We start from the raw sequence: 17147 nt of genomic DNA, 5'->3' as shown, positions 1-17147 counted from the left end.
CAGCTCGCCGCTAACGCAAGGCATGCGGGAACAAATCGAAGACGACGAGCGTGAAATTGAACAGCTCGCCCCCGATCCAGCGGATCGTCAAGGCCAGCGTCGCCATCACTGCGATCAGTTTGATCGCAAACGACAGCGTCTGCTCCTGGATCTGCGTCAACGCCTGGAACAGCGAAAACAACGTGCCGACGACGGCCGCCACCAGGATCGGCGGCAGGGACAGCGCCAACACCAGGTACAATGCTTTCATCATGTACGACACCACATCGGCCGATTCCATCGCGTCTCCTAGGCGTAGGTCTGGATCAACCCGTGGATCAGCCGCGACCAGCCGTCGACCATGACAAACAGGAACAGCTTCAGCGGCAGCGAAATGGTGACCGGCGACACCATCATCATCCCCATCGACAACAGGATGTTCGAGACGATCAGGTCGATGACGACGAACGGCAGATAGAGCAGGAAGCCGATCTGAAATGCCGCTGTCAGTTCGCTGACCAGGAAGGCCGGCATCACGACGAGGAAATCGCGTTCGCTGACGCCGGCCGCCAGTGCCGGCCCCCACATCTTCCGTGCCGAGGCGACGAAGAATTCGTGCTGCTCCGGGCGGCTGTTGCGCATCATGAATTCGCGCAACGGATCGGCGCCCTTGCGCAGCCCCGTCAGCAAGCCATCGACACTTTTCATCGCCTGCGGCTGCTGCAAAGTGGTTTCGTAGATCCGCTGCCCGACCGGCGCCATCACGTAGCACGACAGGATCAAGGCCATCCCGTACAGCGCGAGGTTCGGCGGAATCTGCTGCACCCCGAGCGCATTGCGGATCAGCGACATGACGATCGAGATTTTCAGGAAAGAGGTCGTCGCGACGACCAGCGTCGGCAGCAGCGCCAGCAGGCCGAGCACCAGCGCGAGCGTGATCGGATCGAACTGGCTCATGCCCGCATCGCCAGCGTCGCGATGCTCACGCCCAGTCGCCCGTCGATGTCGACGAGTTCGCCGGTAGCGATCAGCCGGCCGTTGGCGCGCACATTGACAAGCGTGCCGAGCGGCCGGTCGAGTTCGAGCACCTGCCCGGCCCGCAGGGCTTTCAGTTCGCCCAGCGTGATGCTGCGCTCACCGAGATCGAACACCAGATGCACCGGAATGCTGTCGATCGGCGACGGTGCAGTGGCGTCAGCTGGCGTCTCGAACCATCACAGGATGGCGAGGCCGCACCGATGCAGGGCGGGTCGCTGCCGCTTGGCACCGGGATGGAGATCGGCAAGGCGTTGATCACGGTGGATGTCGTCGAAGCGCCGTGGCGAATCCGCCACGCATCTGCCGTCATCAGCGCTGAAGATAAAACTCAACGTCCGGGCCAGGCCGCCCCCCGATATAATGCCAAAGGCATTGTCGCAACACCGGTATCCGCAAACGGAAGTCACTCCTCGCGCATTGCCGCTTGCATCGTCGCAGGCCTCGCCGCGATCGGCGGTCTTGCGGTATTCGCACAGCCCGAGGCGGTTCCACCGGTAGCGACAGTGGCGGAAATCAGCCGATCCGACCGCGACGATCGTCGAATCGCCGACATGTCGACAATTCTCGCGACGCTGGCCATCAACGACCGCGCAGAGATCGTCCGTCTTGCCGACGGCAAGCTGCGGGTCGACGCAACGGTAATCGATGAAGCCGAATACGAACGGCTGGCGGACGCACTATCACGACTTCATCCACGCCCCGGACTGCGCAGGACCGACGAACGCGAATTCGTCCAGTCAGTCTGCCAATCCGTTGCCGCCGAGGAAGACGGGGTCGTTTGCGAATATCTCGACAACGGAAGATTCCGGATCCGCGGTCACGTCGCCAGCGAAAATCTGCGGGAGATCCTGCCCGCCAGACTGTCGGCGGAATTTCCGGCGATTCGCCGGATTGATGACATTAGAATGAGCCGGGTCAAGATGGCCGAGCATCTGCTCGACGTGTTGCGCAGCAAGGGCCTGACCGACCTTCGCGGCCAGTGGCGGGACGGCGTGTTCGTCATTGAAACACCGACGCTTGCGGGCGATCAGGCGTCCCTGGCGCACGCCCTCGCCGACGCCGATCGCCAGTTCGGCCGCTGGCTCAGATTTGCCGTCAAGTCGCCCGTATCGTCGCACCCTGCCGCACACGTTGATCCCTCGCTGCCATTTCACCCGAGCACCGTCGTCGGCGGCGCAACGCCTTATCTCGTTCTCGACAACGGCCAGAAGATACTGGTCGGCGGTCATGTCGGCGCCTGGCACCTGGTCGGCATCGACGCTGAACGGGTTCGGCTCGACGGACCGAGCCCAATCACCTTTACCCGGTAACCGTACGTGACCAGGATGGCAATCATGATGACCGAATTGGAAGAGCAGCTGGCGCGAGCGGACGCCGGATCCTTACGCGCCGCGCTGTCCCGGCGACTGGGCGAACTTGCCGAAGATGCCCGCGTGCGTCTTGCCGAAGGCGTGCCGCGGGAGGACTACGAACGCTGGCATCAAACGGAGGAAGCGATTCAGGCGGCAAGCGAGGTCATCGCGCATTGGTCGCTTCCGCCACAACCGGACATCTCCGACGACACCATGCGAGCGCAAGGTGCCGCATCACATTTTTCCAGGAGATCTTGATGACAATCAACAACCTGAACTTCGACTATGTCGGCACCACCGTAGCCAATGTCATCGGCACTGCGGAATCGGCGCTCAAAGCCAAGATCTCGACGCTTGATTCGGCGACTGCGAGTCCTGCCGAGCTGCTCCTGCTGCAACAGGATATCTCCAAGTGGGCAATCATGACCGAGATCCAAAGCACGCTGGTCAAGACCATCAGCGATGCGATGAAAGGCATCATCCAGAAATCCGGTTAAGCCGACACAATGCATAAGAGCCTGTTTCGGTAGGGCTCGCGGGCCGCGTTGTCGATAGGGGCGGAGGGATGCAAGGCGCGAGGCGCGGCGCATGGTTGCTCCATGCGCAAGTGAAGCAGCGCCGCAGGCACCGCTCCTATCGGCAACCCGAAGGGCCGCCGGCGCGGCCCACGAGCCCTACCGAAACAGGCTCTACGTCATCGGGATTCCGGATTCTCGTGATCGCTCGGCGTCGCATCCGGCCGCTGCGACAGCGATTCGCCGAAACTGACGCCCTGGAGCGCAGCACGGATCGTCTCAGCCATCGACAATGCCTGCATCACCGTGCGCGAGGACAGCGGCCTTCCCTCCTCCGTCCCGAGATCGAGTTCATCGGCTACCACCTGCGCGAGTCTGACGCCATAAGCGTCGGTCATCGCAGCGACAAATGCTGACGTCGCGTCGCCGCAAGACTCAAGCCGCGCGACCGCGTACCCGACACGAGTATGCGTGGTCGCCACCAACACCAGCGACGCGTCCTGAAGTTCGATGTACGCATCCATACCCAGCGCAGCCAAGCGACGAAACTTTTCTATACCGAAAGCATATCTTGCGGCGCGTATGTGAGAGAAAGTTTCCATACAATCTGATCGGAACAACCGCGATTAGAGAGAAATAACTGAGTTGCTGGCAGAGAAAATATAGCAATAGGCCGCTGTTTGCAAAATAAACATCCGCCGTTTGTAACGGCGCCGGCACATTCGGTTCCTTTGGCTTCCGGAGAACTCGCACAACCATCCCCGTCACGTCGATCAAGGTGACAGAAAAAAATTTCATTGGCATCGCCAGCACAACAACAGTCCGGACGATCCGAAATTTTCACTTCAAAAGGCGCCCGGAACCACACCACCGATAATCGTTCATTGCCGCCGTCGTGCTCGCCGGCGGTACGTCCAACGGATTGAATGGCGGACCGTAATCCCGCCGTGTCACTGCGGACCTCTGCGCCATCAAACCGCGCGAATATCTCAATCAGTCCGTCATCACATCCGGCGTCGGCATGATTGCTGACGTTCGGCTATCTCGCGTCAAGACCACGACCGATGTGCGCCGGGTATGCGCGGACACGCCGCGCCCGGAGGTATCTACATCCAGTGCCTGCTGCAACGCTCCGGACTCATCGAACCGGCGCATCGACGTGTAACGAAAGACTCCCTGTTCTAGCGACATCTTTCCTCCATCGCCGCCGCGTCCTGCGCCTGATTTGTGCCGGTGGACGTCCCCACGTTCAAACGCCGCTCGGCGATCCGCTGACCGAGGATCCGACGCTGCTGACGCTCGACCTTTTCGACAACCAGGGATCATCAGCTTCAGTACCGACGGTGACAGCCCCGGCGACGCTGTCACAGACCGCTGGCGCGATGTTTATGGCGAACTCATATTCTCGACAGCGGGAGATGTGCGCATCATCGACGTCGCGCTGCATGCGGCGTTCAGGAAGATCGAGAGATATGTTGTGGCGATCTCTCGTCAGCGATTTCACGCCACCAGCGATCCCGAGTGTCTTGTCGCAGCCTTTACCGGGATCCCACGCGCAGCACTGCTTCTCGCAACCGCCCGCGACGCCGGTCCTGCGGAGCGCGCGCCGCCACGATGTTATCGGTATTGACTCGCCCATTCGCGCAGGAGCGCCACTGCAGGCGGCTTCCCGAAAATTCTTCTTGCATTATGCGACCGGAAGGATGCGTGACAAGCGCACGCTGCCCGTCGTCACCTTCCAATACCGCGTCCAAGTTGTCGTGATCGCGGGCCTTGGGAAAGCCGGGCATGCCGTCTGACAACAGTCCGGCATCCGGAGACTCGCGGAGGTCATGCCTCTTGGCTCAAGCCTTCCGGCGCCAGGCGATGCGCGGGCAACTGCTCCGCTGAAATGCAGGGGCGAAGCCTGCGAAGGCCCTCCGAGCCCGGACCGCCGCCGAAAGACGCGCCGTCACCATCAGGGGAGGATCCCCACATCCCCGAGCCGTTCTCGCAGTCGCGCGCGCGCACGGGCGACGCGACTGCGCACGGTTCCCACCGGGATCGCCAGCATCAGCGCGGCTTCTTCGTAGGACGTTTCTTCCAGCGCCACCAGCAGCAATACCTCCCGCATCTCCAGCGGCAACGCCGACAACTCGCGATTGAGGGAAATCACTGCCCGGCGACGAGCGATCGAATCGGCGGGATCATCGCTCTCCGCCGCGATATCCTCCAACAGTTCGCTATCGACGAAATCATATTTGCGTTGTGGCGCCCGCGAAAGGTAATTGCGCGTCAGGTTCATCGCAATGCCATACAACCAGGTCGACAATGCGGATTCGCCGCGATAAGTCTCATACGAGCGAGACGCTTCCAGGAACACCTGCTGCACGAGATCCTCGGCGTCGTAGGCATGCCCGATGTTCTTGAGAATGAAGCGATGGAGACGCTGACGATGGTCCTGCACAAGTTGTCTGAACAGGCGCTCGCGGGGTGGTCCGTCCACCCGTACGTCTGTCATGGAGAGAGCGGCACATTTCGACGAGTTATCCGAAATCGCTCCACTTTCTTTGCAGCCCGGCCTGGGCGATTTGTCGCCAGCCGCGGAGATGACTGTTCTTTTCATGGTAATAGGACCGCCGCAAAGACCTACTGCATGGTTAGCGAGCAATTTTCAGGACTGACTGAATGACTCGCCGCACAAGAAATCATCGGCTTTGAGCGAACACAGTAGTGCTGATACCAGCATCGATTGGCACGCTGCAGCCATTACTGCATACAGAATATCCAATAAATCGAAGACAAAACAGACGCCTTATCGTAACGCCACTAATCGCATATTACTGTGAAGTAAGTATCATAATCGTCTATTTATGCACGTAGAATGCCACCACATACGGACTTCTCCGGCGTATGAGAGCTTGACCAGGCAAGCGCGAGACGCCGGCACACAAGTCATTGCTATTGTGTTTGCAACGCACGCCGCCACTCGACCGCCAGTCGTTCGTCACCGCTGCATTCCGAGCTCGGACCTGTCGAGTGGTGCGACGTCCTGTGGCACCAGTGACGCGGGAGACATGGCCCGCCGCAACCGGCTACTTCATCGCCCGCTTTGGATAAATGTCGAAGCGACTCGATTTTCCTTCGAGTGCATAGCCCGGCAGCATGCCGGAAATCGCCGGCGCCTTGCGCGGACGTTTGACAACAACGCGATGCGACGCGAGCGCCAGTGCGGCTTCGAGCAAAGCCGGCGCGTCGTCGTCATCACCGGCAAGCGGACGGAAGAGGCGCATTTCCTTTTTCACCAGCGCATGCTTGTCGCGGTGGGGAAACATCGGATCGAGGTAGATCACCTGCGGCGGATCGCCTTCCCAATCCCGCATCAGTGCGATGGCATCACCGCAGACCAGGCGCATCCGGCCGATGATGGCAGCACAATCGGGATCGGCGAGCGCCCGCGCCAACCCGTCTTCGAGCAAGGCTGCGATGACTGGCTGGCGTTCGATCAGGGTCATCGTACACCCCAGTTGCGCCAGCACGAACGCATCGCGACCGAGTCCGGCCGTCGCATCGAGAACCGTCGGCCGCACACCGGACTGGACACCTACCGCCTTGGCGATCATCTGACCGCTGCCGCCGCCGAACTGACGACGATGAGCGACCGCGCCGGAAAGAAAATCGACCCGGATCGGGCCGGATGCCTGCGGCCCCAACTCGGCGAACTGGAGGCCGTCGCCCCCCACCTGCACGGCATACGCCGCCTCACCGCCGAGCGGCAAACCCAAACGCTGCGCCAGGACTCCGGCCGCATCGTCACAACCGGCATCCAGGGCCTCGACCCGGATCGCCGTCGTGATGCCCGCGGCGGTTGATTCGCTCATGCGCACCTCAGCCCGCCGGCTGCCGGACCAGGCTGAACGGGCCGTAGCCCTGGCAGACCGGCATCAATTCGAGCTGATTGACATTGACATGAGGCGGCAGGGACGCCACCCAATACACGGATTCGGCAATGTCATCGGCACTCAGCGGCGTGGTGCCTTCGTATACTTTCGCCGCCGCAGCGGCATCGCCGTGCAGTCGCACCTGCGAGAATTCGGTACCCCCGCACAGGCCCGGCGCGACGTTGGTCGCGCGCACGCCGGCCCCGACGAGATCGGCACGCAGATTGCGCGTGAATTGCTCGACGAAGGCCTTGGTCGCGCCATACACATTGCCGCCGGGATACGGCGTTTCGCCCGCGGTCGAACCGATATTGACGATCGTCCCGCGGCCGCGCGCGACCATGCCGGGCAACAGCGCATGCGTCAGCGTCACCAGGCCGCGGACATTGGTGTCGATCATCGTTTCCCAATCGCTCAGTAGTGCCTTCTGTGCTGGCGCGACGCCGAGCGCAAGTCCGGCGTTGTTGACGAGCACATCGACCGGTGTCCATTCGGCCGGTAAACCGGCCAGCATCGCCTTGATTGACGCCTTATCTGTCACGTCGAGTACCACCGGCAGAAGTGCCGGCCCAAGATCCGCCTGCAGCGCCAGCAGTCGGTCGCACCGCCGCGCCGCGGCAATGACGCGATGACCTTCCTTGACGAAACGGCGCGCCATGGCTTCGCCGAAACCCGAACTGGCGCCAGTAATCAACACATTCATCATGCTTTCTCCTGAATCAACTGCCGCGACACAGTACCGAGGGGCGCTGCACGCAAATACTGGCGCGGCCACTCGCCAATCCCGCCAAGCGCCTGAACCGCCTGCATCGGCCAATAAGGATTGCGCAGCGCCTCACGACCGATCATGACGAGATCGGCCTGTCCGGTCCGAACGATGTGATCGGCCTGGGCCGGCGTCGTAATCAGGCCGACCGTTGCCGTCGGAATCCCCGCCTCGCGGCGGATGCGCTCGGCAAAACCTGTCTGAAAACCGGGACCGACCGGCATCGTCGCCGTCGGAATCAGTCCCCCGGAGGAAACATCGATCAGATCGACGCCGAGCGTCTTGAGGATGCGACACAGTTCCACGCTTTCCTCGACGCACCAGCCGCCATCGACCCAGTCGGTCGCCGAAATCCGCACCAGCAACGGCAGACGCTCCGGCCACTCGGCGCGAACCGCCGCGACGACCTCGCGAACCAGGCGCGTGCGGTTCTCAAAGCTGCCGCCATAGGCGTCGTTGCGCTGATTGGCGAGCGGCGAGAGAAACTGGTGCAGCAGATATCCATGCGCGGCGTGAATTTCGACCGTCTGAAAACCGGCGGCACAGGCGCGCCGTGCTGCGGCGACGAACTGCCCAACGATCGCCGCAATCTCATCCGCCATCAGTGCCGTCGGTGACGCATAGCCCTCGCCATAAGCCAGCGCAGAAGGTGCACACGTCGTCCAGCCGCCCTCGTCCGCCGTCAAACTGCGCTGCGCTTCCCAGCCGGCGGCGATACCGCCCTTGCGTCCGGCATGGGCAAGCTGTACGCCGGCCACCGCGCCCTGCGCGCGAATCAACTGGGCGATACGCGCGAGCGGCGCTACCTGCCCGTCATGCCAGAGCCCGAGATCGTACGGAGTGATGCGTCCCTCGGGCGCCACGGCCGTCGCCTCGAGATTGATCAGGGCAAAGCCGCCGACCGCGCGCGTGCCGTAATGCACGAGATGCCAGTCCGAAGGCATACCGTCGCGCGCCGAATACTGGCACATCGCCGGCATCGCGATCCGGTGACGGAGCACCACATCGCGCAACTTGAGCGCTTCCAATACATGTGTCATGACATCGGTTCCTCAATCGAGCGACACAGTTTATCATCCCGGCCTGGCCCTCCTCGTCCGCCCCCTCCGGAGATTCCCATGCGCCTGATCCGAACGCTGCTCCTCGTCGTCGCCAGCCTTTGTCTCAATCTCCCGGCCACTGCCGAGAGCAATCGCCTCGACGACATCCTCGCGCGCGGCGCCCTGCGCGTCGGAACGACCGGCGACTACAAGCCCTTCAGCTATCGCCCGGCGACGTCGGTCGAATTCGTCGGGCTCGACGTCGAACTCGCCGGACAACTCGCCAAGGCCCTTGGCGTCAAGCTTGAACTCGTGCCGACCTCATGGCCGACACTGATGAAGGATCTCGGCGAGGACCGCTTCGACATCGCCATGAGCGGTGTTTCGATCAGCCTCGATCGGCAGAAGAAAGCGCTCTATTCGATTCCCTACCTGCGCGATGGCAAGACACCGATCACGCGCTGCGAAAACAAGGAGCGCTTCCAGACGCTGGCCCAGATCGACCACCCCGGCGTCCGTCTGATCGTCAATCCCGGCGGCACCAACGAGCGCTTCGCCCGTGCCAATATCAAACAGGCGTCGATCGCGGTCCATCCCGACAACGTGACGATCTTCGACCAGATCATCGCCGGCCGCGCCGACCTGATGATTACCGACGCCATCGAAACGCGCCTGCAGGCCAAGCTCAAGCCGCAACTGTGTGCCTTGCACCCCGAAGCACCGTTCGATTTTTCCGAAAAGGCCTACCTGCTGCCGCGCGACCTGGTCTGGAAGACTTTCGTCGACCAGTGGCTGCACCAGACGATCGCCAGCGGCGCTTTTTCACCGCTGCTCGAAAAATGGCTGGCGCACCCGTGGCCCTGATGCGCTGATCCGAATCAGCGCCCGCCGTCGCCGACCAACGCGTACGGCGCCCAGAACATCGGATGCGCGTAACTGTAATCCTTGCCCGCGCTCTTTTGCATCAACGCCAGCGACGACTGCTGCAGCGCCCGCGCCCGCGACATCGCCGGATCGGCACTCTGCCGACGGAAGGCTTCGGTCGTCAGCAGCCGTGCCGACTCGGTCTCGACGGCCCAGTTGGTGACCAGCAGCGCCCGCGCGCCAGCGTAGAAGAAGGCCCGCCCCAATCCCGACACCGACTCGCTCGACTGCCCACCCGCCGCCGCGGTGTTGCAGGCCGACAGCACGACCCAGTCGGCGCGCAGCTTGAGCCCGAGGATTTCCTCCATCGTCAGCATGCCGTCCTCACCGTCACCGGTGATCGCCGGATTGGAAAGCGCCAGGGCCGGCTGGAACAACCCCGGCATCTCGTTCCCCATCAGCCCGTGCGTCGCGAACATGACGACACGATAGCCTGCGAGCGCGGTGTGCTTGACGACCGCTTCGCTCGCCCGTTCGTGCAGGAAGATGTCGCGAGTCGCATCGGCCCCGAGTACGGCGGCGACTTCCTCGACTTCCTGCGCCGTCTCCGGCAGTGGCGGCAAGAGCTTGAAATTGACCGGTACGCCAAGCGAGGTGGCGGATGCCGACCCGGCCTCGCCACGATCGTCCGAGCGCAGGGACGCGCGCCAGCGTCCGCCTCGCGTCGTCGCCCCACTCTCTGCCGCTCCGGCGGCGGCCACGAAGACAGGATCGCCAAAGCCGACGAAGGGTCGTTCGGCCGGTTTGGGCACGCCTTGGCCGCGTAGCGCCGTCAGCGCCACGACCGCCGGCAGCTGTGAAATTCCGACGCGCTTGATGAGCCAGGGCGCCTCCGCCATCTCGGCATACGGCAAGCGCGCCGCCGGCGCCGTCCATGGCTCGGTCAGGAGCACGCCGAACGGCAATTGGCCGAGACGACCCTGCGGAACGACGATGAGATCCTGCGCCTCGCGCCAACCGTCCTCGACGCTACCGAGCAATTGCGCATACAACTCGTGCGCCACTTCCAGATCATATTTAGGCGAACGTCCTGCCGCGTCGGCATTGGGATCGAGCCCCCGGCGCAATTTGTCCACCTTGGCATCGACCTGCGCCTGGCTCATCGGCACGACAGCAAACTTCGGCTCGCCACGTGCCGGAATCGCCCAAACCAGCGTTTGCGCGCTGCCGGTATAAATCGACACCAGCGCCTCACCCGTGCGTAAAAGCTTCTGGACGGCCGCAATGCCGACCGGCTTCGGGTTGAGCAATCCGGCGTAGTCGGGGAAACGACGCTCGATATCGCGCAGCGCCTGCGTTTGCTCGTTACGCAGGCGCGTCAGCGTCGCACGCATTTGCGCAACGACCTGATCCTGTTCCGCCACCCGGCCGCGTGCCAGCAGATTGCCAAGCGACTCGGCGAGCGCGCTGATTTCGCGTTGCAGATCCTGTTCACGACGCGCGAGATCGGCGAGCGCCGGATCGGCAATCGTCGCCCGCGACGCCGACACCGACAATGCGCGCTGCACGGTACTGCCGCGCGCCAGATCGGCGAGCCGGAAGGCCTCGTCACGTGCCGTTGCCGCATCGGCACCACCCGCCGCCGCATGGGAAGCCAGCAAGGCCAGATAACCGTCGAGCATCCAGTTGAAACGAGCGTTGCGCAAAACGCCGGCATCGACTGACGAGCGTTCGCCATTGGCCAGATCCAAATACTTGGGTACGGCGACGCGCAGCTTCTGCAGGGCCTCATCGGCGCGCCCATTGGCGGCTAGCGCGAGTCCGTAAAACGCCTCGGCCTCCCAGCGAAGCAAGGAAGCTTCATCTTGTTGTCGACGCGCTTCGACAATGCGTTCCATCATTGCCAGCGCCGGGGCTGGATTGTCCAGACGCTGCAAGGTGTAGGCGTATTCGACCGACCCGGATGCCACCCGACCGCGTTCCGATGCCGCGCCAAGCAGCGCCGCCTCGCGTTGCCGGTGCCACTCGAGCGCCTGCGGCCATTGTCCTAGCAACATATGAACCCGGGCCAATTGAAGCCTCAGGTCGGCAGCGCGCAAGGACGCCTCCGACGAATCGCTGGCGCGCAGGGAATCGAGCCCTTCCTCGAAAATCCGCCGCGCCAAGTCGACTTTTCCCTGCTCCAGCGCCAAGCGCCCCATGCTTTGCTTGACGCGCACATGAATGGCTGGCCGCTTCTTGATCTCCACGGTCTGATCGGCGACCACACGCAGCTGATCAGCGGTAACCCCGGCAGCCGCAAGTTGGCCAGTGGCAATCTGAACATCCATCAATCCGCGCACGCACTCCATGATCTGCACGCTGCCTTCGATGTCCGGATTGTCGCGCAAGGCGGCGGTAGAGGAGGCGACGCAGGCCTTCAGCGCTTCCTCGGCCTCAGCCAAATGTCCCGAGCGCAGTAACACCGCCGCCTTCGCGCGCGCCAGCCCGGCCTGCCACCAGGGGCCGCGCGAAAACCAGCGCCTCGAACGACGTAATGAATCCATCGTGCGTTCAAGCTGAGCCAACGCCGCCGACGCCTGGTCCAACTGATGCAGGGAGGCATACTGGTTGACCTGGGCAATCAGAACGTTGTGATCCTGACCGGGACCGCTCGTGACACGCAGTTGCCGCTCGCCAACATCGATAGCCCTGGCGAACAGGCCGCGGTCGGCATAGTTGTGGCGCAAACGCTCGTAAACCGGAAAGGCTGCCGGGTTTTGCGGACCGATCAACCGGATCGCCTCTTCCAGCAACTCGCGCTCACGTTCGACTGCCCCCTCTTCGCGCGCCTTCTCGGCTTCGAGGAAAACGGGGCGCGCCACCTCGGGAATCGGCGGCGGGGGGTTCGCGTTTTGCGCCGATGCCAAGGAAGCCAGGCACAACAGGCCCGTCCACACAGTGCAGCGCAGCCACCGCGGTAACAGAATGCCGCTACCGGTCGGACGGCTGATCAGGCGGCGGCAGATCCGGCGCACGGCCAAAACGAACAATGCCAAAGGCGATGACAATCGAGAACAGAGCGACGATGAATGCAAGACGCCGTCCCTTCCATAGACTGGAGAACCACCGGTTGAGATCGTCGGCGAAAATCGCCGCCTTGCCGCCGAAGCGCTCGAGTTCGCGACGATACAGTTTTGAATCCCCCGGATCGACCACATAGACCGCGCCATCGACGAATTCATATGACAAGCCTTCGTCCGGCAGGTTTCCGGCACGATGGTAGATCAGGCCAGCAATCAGCAGACCGGCCAGCAAAATCACCACGCCGGCGACATCGCAAAAAAACCTGAGTGAGCGTCGATCCCTGAATATCATCCGACCGTCACCGTCGACATACCATCCGTACCCGGCAACGGCCGCAAGCAGACAAGGCGCAATTCCTCACAGCCCATATTTGTCGATTTTCTTGTCGTAGCCCTTGGCCGCCATGCACTTGTCCATCGCCTCGGTGGCGTCGTCGCCGACTTGCCGCGCCATTTCGGTCTTGCATTCGACCAGCGCATCCTGCAGCGCATCGGCATTGCCGTCCTTGACATAGGTATAGGTATTCGAACAGGCCGAAACCACGAAACACAGCAGCGCGGTGACATAAATCGATTTCATGGGACGCCTCCTGAGGGTCATGACGTACTGATGCTACTTCCGGCGCCCACCGATAGCAAGATTCGGCGCTCGCGCAAGTCTTACAAACCGTTACGCAATCGCCGCAGTGCGCCAACAGACAGGCGCCGGCCTCAAAACGTACACTGCAGTCATTGCTTCAGCATCCCCTGCTGACAATGTTTGACCCTCCCTGACTCATCGCAATGATGAGATTTGCATCCCGTGTCCGACTGACACGGGATTTTTTTTGCCGTCGCTCGCCCCTCAATTGCCCGCCGGCGCGTTCTCCAGCAAACGTACGAGCGCGTACAAGACGCGGTTGGCGGGGGTGGCAATGCCAAGTGCCTGACCGCGACGCACGACGTATCCGTTCAGATGATCGATTTCGCTGGGCTTGCCGCGCATCAGGTCCTGCGCGGTGGAAGAACGCTGGGTCGGCATGCTGTCGATGATGCCCTGAACCGCCGCCCGCGAATCCGCCGCAATCGCGATGCCATCGGCACGCGCCACGGCCAGGCACTCGCTGAGCACATCGTCGATGACGTCAGCAACGCCGGCGCCCTGGGCCAATACACCATAGGGCTGTCGGGTGATCGCCGACAAGGCGTTCAAAGTGCAGTTGACGATCAATTTCTCCCACAAGGTCGCCATGACGTTGTCCGACACCCGGACGGGAATGCCGGCAGCGACAAACAGGGCCGACAAGGCCTCGGCCTCGGGCGAGGCGCCGATCACGAGATCCCCGCGCCCGTGGTGACGCACATGGCCGGGCCCCGCCATCTCGACGGCGACGTACACAGCGACGGGCAGTGCCGTCCGACCCAGACAGGCCGACAGACGTGCCGCGTTATCGACGCCGTTCTGCAGGCTGAGCACGATCGTCGTCGCCTCGAGATGGGGCGCCATCGCCGCGGCCGCGCGCTCGGAATCGCCGGATTTGACGCAACACAGCACCAACGCCGCGCCTTTGATCGCGCTGGCGTCGCCGGCGGCTGCCAGCGCGATTGTGCCGGAGAATGCCGCCGCCTCGAAACGCAGGCCCTGTGCCCGGATGGCCTCGACATGCGGGGGACGGCCGATCAGCACGACCTCGTGCCCGGCCCGCGCCAACATGCCGCCGTAGTAACAACCGACAGCACCGGCACCCATCACTGCTATCTTCATGTGAGTCTGCTCCTGTCTGCGGCACCTCGCCCAACCCTGCTCATGGCGTCGATTTCGCCGGAGCGGCGACGCTTCGATGATGCAGCCTGACGCGCCAGGAAAAGGCCGCGCCCAACACCGGAATCAGCGTTGCTGCCACGAGAAATAGTGTTTCGGCGCCGAGGTTCGAGAAAATGTGCGAAGAAACGAAGACGCCGAGCGACTGCCCGAGGAAAAATGCCGACGCAAACAAGGAGACCGCGGTACCGCGGACGCTTGGCGCCATCTGGGTAGCATTGGTCTGCAGCGTATTGTGCAACTGGTAAAAACCGAGGCCTGCCAGGAAAGTCAGGAAGGGCGTCCACGCCCAGTGGTTTTCGGTCGCAAGGATCAGCCAGGCGAGGGCCAGCATGACGCCGCCGACCCCGGCAAGCCCGGGCTCGCCGAGACGACGGACAAAATGCCGGGCGAACACGATGTAGAGAAAACCGCCGGCACCGAAAGCCATCATCATCACACCAGCCGTCGTCAGCGCCAAGGAAAACCGGGTGTGCAGGAAAGTCGGAACGAAAGCCATCGGACCGAATACCAGCATCCCCTCGATGAACACCGTCACGAGCACGACGCGCGCCCAGGGTGTAGCCAGCACCACGCCCACCTGCGTCAGAATCGAAGCGCGGACCAAGGGATTCCCGGCGGCATGCTGCGCCGAAGGATTGTGGCGCGCTTCCCGCAGCACGCGCCAACCGACACCGAGAAAGATCGTCGCGAGGAAGGCGAAAGCCCAACGCCAACCGAAGGTATCGGTAAATACGCCGCTGATGAATTGGCCGCTGACCAGGCCCAGAATCTGCCCGCCCAGGAACCGGGCCAGCGTCGCCTGCCGGTGTTCGTAGGCGACCGTATCGCCGATCCAAGCCATCGACAGCGGAATGATGCCGGCGGCGGTCATGCCGGACAGGAAGCGCGCGACCACCAGCCAATCGAGCGACCCGGCGAAGGCGGCCGCCAGCGTCCCCGCCGTCGACGCCAATGTGCAATAGGCGATCAGCCGATACTTGCCGATGCGATCGCCGAGCGTCCCGAAAAATGCCTGCAGCAACCCGTAGGCGATCGCAAAAAAGGACACGACATGACTCGCCTCGGCCGTACTCGTCGAAAAATGCTCCGCCAAGGCCGGCAGCATCGCATCGCAAATCCGCATCGAGGCTGCGCTGGCGAACGCTGCCATCGACAGCAACAAAATGGCCCGCGTGCGGTGAGGATCGGAAAACGGCGTCGTCACAAAAATATCCCGGTCATAAATGGATCGGCAAGCATTATGCGCGATGTCGCGCGCCGTGGCGCACCGTTCGCCAGGCCAGGAACCTCAGCCTCCGATTCTCTGTTGCAAAAGATGCGAAAAATATGAAAAACAGCCAGGAGCAAGCACTCACTATCAGCACAAGATCGGCCTGACCATCTCACAAAAACGCCTACTACTTTAGTGATACCCATGCTAGAATCCGTCGCCTAAATTTCGACCACTCTCCCCTTTGGCCCACTCAAGGAGACCATTCGATGAAAATGGAAAACCTGCTGCCCGAACAAGCGCGCGCCTTTCTGGAAAGCGCTAGTTACCTTGAACCCGTCATCCAGCAAGGCGAAGACGCCGTGCACTTTGGTATCGACAACGTCGGACGCGAATTCATCATGATCGCTTCGATGATTGGCGACGTCTTCAAGCTCGGCTTCCTTTGAGCGTTGCGGTGTCCCCGGCGTCGGCGGTATCCGCCGGCTCCACTTTCTCCTGCTTTGGAAGCACCGTCGGCACGCCTGAAGGCGCCGGCGTACAAGACTCTGGCATGCCCAGCGTTGGCGGTCGTCCGCAGGCGACGCAATAACCGCGCTTGTCGATGATGCAATAACCGAGACAGGGATAGCGCACGGCGCTCCCCCTTCATCGGCCACCGGCCGGCACACGCGCCGGTCGTGTCGATTCGACATTCACTTTTTCACCTCGCCCGCATCGGCGTCCGCCGGCGTTTCTTCGTCGACGTCTAGGCCCCAGTCGCCGTGGCGATACCAATCCTCGCCGAGCAACTCGGCCGGATGCTGGGTGCGGCCCGAGCCATTGCCGCAACCGAGCGAATCCCAGGGGCAATAGCGGTCGCAGCCCCAGCAGATACGCTCCGGGTGTTTGGGGTTCAGGGGGAATTTCTTGGCCATCAATCGCTTTCAATCGAACGGCACGCGCCTTGACGTCGTTGCCTGTCCACACCGCCGATAGAGTCGCCGCCAAGCCAACAGGTTCCCCGACGGCACGAACTGGCGACCAGTGATACACTACGAATCGTAAGGGGGTCGTCGTCATGCAAACCCGGGTTTGCGACAACGTCGGCTCGGATTCAGCGCCACCACAGGAGCGACAACATGGGCATTACAGAACAGGTCAAGAACAACCTCGAGCAAGGCAAGGAACTCGTCAAGACCAATATCGAATATGGCAAGGAACTCGTCGAGTCAGGCCTTGAAGGCGCCAAGGAAGCCCGCCGTGCGGTGCTCGAAGCCGAAGAGACCTCCGACATCCTGGCCGTCGCCGCTGAACAGTCCTGGCAAGCCGCCAGCTTCGGCGTGCTGACCGGCGCCGTGCTCGGCGCGCTGGCCGACGATCGCAAGCCGGTACGCGGCGTCATCGCCGGTGGCATTCTCGGCGCCGTGCTCGGTTTCGGCGCCAGCTTTGCCTGGAAGACCCGTCCGCTGACCGCGGCAATGGCACGCGAAGCCGGCAAGCGCATCGGCACGACGCGCGACAAGCACTGGCTGTCCAAGCATCCGATCAACTACGGCTGATCGTTCGCCAGCAGTTTCCAGAATCACCCTCGTCTGCCGGAGAAATCCGGCAG

21 protein-coding genes are annotated in these 17147 nt (G+C 62.6%); 6 read left to right on the top strand and 15 right to left on the bottom strand.

Annotated features, from left to right (window positions below; translation table 11 throughout):
* Positions 1–10: 10 nt before the first annotated feature.
* The 3 genes from sctS to BLR25_RS03135 are packed head-to-tail and all read right to left on the bottom strand — an operon-like array spanning position 11 to position 1130.
* Entirely contained in the window at positions 11–280 is a 270-nt protein-coding gene (sctS, locus tag BLR25_RS03145) for a type III secretion system export apparatus subunit SctS (protein WP_091933175.1), read from the bottom strand.
* A gap of 8 nt (positions 281–288) precedes the next feature.
* Positions 289–936: a type III secretion system export apparatus subunit SctR gene (sctR, locus tag BLR25_RS03140; protein WP_091933171.1), complete on the bottom strand. Its 648-nt coding sequence runs from the start codon at positions 934–936 to the stop codon at positions 289–291.
* Complete coding sequence (locus tag BLR25_RS03135) at positions 933–1130, bottom strand: FliM/FliN family flagellar motor switch protein (protein ID WP_218122604.1); 198 nt, start codon at positions 1128–1130, stop codon at positions 933–935. Before BLR25_RS03135 ends, sctR begins: the two co-directional genes overlap by 4 nt.
* A 3-nt stretch (positions 1131–1133) precedes the next feature.
* Between BLR25_RS03135 and BLR25_RS03130 the strand changes: the two genes are divergently transcribed.
* From BLR25_RS03130 to BLR25_RS03120, 3 genes are read left to right on the top strand one after another with little or no spacing between them, the layout of a single operon-like run.
* A complete protein-coding gene (locus tag BLR25_RS03130) occupies positions 1134–2327 on the top strand; it encodes a hypothetical protein (RefSeq protein WP_143009751.1) in 1194 nt (397 codons plus the stop codon).
* Between the two features lie 24 nt (positions 2328–2351).
* Positions 2352–2627: an EscE/YscE/SsaE family type III secretion system needle protein co-chaperone gene (locus BLR25_RS03125; RefSeq protein ID WP_176785730.1), complete on the top strand. Its 276-nt coding sequence runs from the start codon at positions 2352–2354 to the stop codon at positions 2625–2627.
* On the top strand, positions 2627–2866 hold the full coding sequence (locus BLR25_RS03120; RefSeq protein WP_091933157.1) for an EscF/YscF/HrpA family type III secretion system needle major subunit: 240 nt from the start codon (positions 2627–2629) through the stop codon (positions 2864–2866). The genes BLR25_RS03125 and BLR25_RS03120 overlap by 1 nt, the downstream gene beginning before the upstream one ends.
* Positions 2867–3063: 197 nt before the next feature.
* Here BLR25_RS03120 and BLR25_RS03115 read toward each other — a convergent pair whose 3' ends face one another.
* From BLR25_RS03115 to BLR25_RS03090, 6 genes are all read right to left on the bottom strand, one after another.
* Positions 3064–3408 (bottom strand): hypothetical protein, encoded by a 345-nt coding sequence (locus tag BLR25_RS03115; protein WP_091933154.1) that lies wholly within the window; start codon positions 3406–3408, stop codon positions 3064–3066.
* A 725-nt stretch (positions 3409–4133) separates the two neighbouring features.
* Positions 4134–4388 (bottom strand): hypothetical protein, encoded by a 255-nt coding sequence (locus tag BLR25_RS03110; protein ID WP_143009750.1) that lies wholly within the window; start codon positions 4386–4388, stop codon positions 4134–4136.
* 453 nt (positions 4389–4841) lie between these two features.
* Positions 4842–5489, bottom strand: a complete 648-nt coding sequence (locus BLR25_RS03105; RefSeq protein WP_218122602.1) for an RNA polymerase sigma factor — start codon at positions 5487–5489, stop codon at positions 4842–4844.
* 469 nt (positions 5490–5958) lie between these two features.
* Positions 5959–6744 carry a class I SAM-dependent methyltransferase gene (locus BLR25_RS03100; RefSeq protein WP_091933145.1) on the bottom strand — a complete coding sequence of 262 codons (786 nt, stop codon included), beginning with the start codon at positions 6742–6744 and terminating at the stop codon, positions 5959–5961.
* 7 nt (positions 6745–6751) lie between these two features.
* Positions 6752–7510 (bottom strand): SDR family NAD(P)-dependent oxidoreductase, encoded by a 759-nt coding sequence (locus BLR25_RS03095; RefSeq protein WP_245715454.1) that lies wholly within the window; start codon positions 7508–7510, stop codon positions 6752–6754.
* Positions 7507–8610 carry an NADH:flavin oxidoreductase/NADH oxidase gene (locus BLR25_RS03090; protein WP_091933137.1) on the bottom strand — a complete coding sequence of 368 codons (1104 nt, stop codon included), beginning with the start codon at positions 8608–8610 and terminating at the stop codon, positions 7507–7509. The genes BLR25_RS03095 and BLR25_RS03090 overlap by 4 nt, the downstream gene beginning before the upstream one ends.
* Before the next feature lie 78 nt (positions 8611–8688).
* Here BLR25_RS03090 and BLR25_RS03085 point away from each other — a divergent pair, with 78 nt between their 5' ends.
* The gene (locus BLR25_RS03085) at positions 8689–9474 is read left to right on the top strand and encodes a transporter substrate-binding domain-containing protein (RefSeq protein WP_176785729.1); all 786 of its coding nucleotides are present in this window, start codon (positions 8689–8691) and stop codon (positions 9472–9474) included.
* A gap of 14 nt (positions 9475–9488) precedes the next feature.
* Here the strand turns inward: BLR25_RS03085 and BLR25_RS03080 are convergent, their stop codons facing one another.
* From BLR25_RS03080 to BLR25_RS03065, 5 genes are all read right to left on the bottom strand, one after another.
* Positions 9489–12338, bottom strand: a complete 2850-nt coding sequence (locus tag BLR25_RS03080; protein WP_176785728.1) for a CHAT domain-containing protein — start codon at positions 12336–12338, stop codon at positions 9489–9491.
* 109 nt (positions 12339–12447) lie between these two features.
* The gene (locus tag BLR25_RS21175) at positions 12448–12780 is read right to left on the bottom strand and encodes a hypothetical protein (RefSeq protein ID WP_176785727.1); all 333 of its coding nucleotides are present in this window, start codon (positions 12778–12780) and stop codon (positions 12448–12450) included.
* Between the two features lie 117 nt (positions 12781–12897).
* Complete coding sequence (locus tag BLR25_RS03075) at positions 12898–13119, bottom strand: hypothetical protein (RefSeq protein ID WP_091933125.1); 222 nt, start codon at positions 13117–13119, stop codon at positions 12898–12900.
* Positions 13120–13383: 264 nt separating this feature from the next.
* Positions 13384–14283: a ketopantoate reductase family protein gene (locus BLR25_RS03070; RefSeq protein ID WP_091933122.1), complete on the bottom strand. Its 900-nt coding sequence runs from the start codon at positions 14281–14283 to the stop codon at positions 13384–13386.
* Between the two features lie 40 nt (positions 14284–14323).
* On the bottom strand, positions 14324–15547 hold the full coding sequence (locus BLR25_RS03065) for an MFS transporter (protein ID WP_245715453.1): 1224 nt from the start codon (positions 15545–15547) through the stop codon (positions 14324–14326).
* 275 nt (positions 15548–15822) lie between these two features.
* On the opposite strand from BLR25_RS03065, the gene BLR25_RS03060 reads away from it, so the two are divergent.
* On the top strand, positions 15823–16002 hold the full coding sequence (locus tag BLR25_RS03060; protein WP_091933119.1) for a hypothetical protein: 180 nt from the start codon (positions 15823–15825) through the stop codon (positions 16000–16002).
* Between the two features lie 246 nt (positions 16003–16248).
* On the opposite strand, the gene BLR25_RS03055 is transcribed toward BLR25_RS03060, so the two are convergent.
* The gene (locus BLR25_RS03055) at positions 16249–16470 is read right to left on the bottom strand and encodes a DUF3079 domain-containing protein (RefSeq protein WP_091933115.1); all 222 of its coding nucleotides are present in this window, start codon (positions 16468–16470) and stop codon (positions 16249–16251) included.
* Positions 16471–16674: 204 nt separating this feature from the next.
* Here BLR25_RS03055 and BLR25_RS03050 point away from each other — a divergent pair, with 204 nt between their 5' ends.
* A complete protein-coding gene (locus BLR25_RS03050; protein ID WP_091933112.1) occupies positions 16675–17094 on the top strand; it encodes a hypothetical protein in 420 nt (139 codons plus the stop codon).
* Positions 17095–17147 lie beyond the last annotated feature (53 nt).

The organism is Propionivibrio dicarboxylicus (assembly GCF_900099695.1).
In the GTDB taxonomy this organism is placed as follows: Bacteria; Pseudomonadota; Gammaproteobacteria; order Burkholderiales; family Rhodocyclaceae; genus Propionivibrio; species Propionivibrio dicarboxylicus.
Note: the sequence above shows the minus strand (reverse complement) of the source record. Positions and strands in the feature narration are given on the sequence as shown.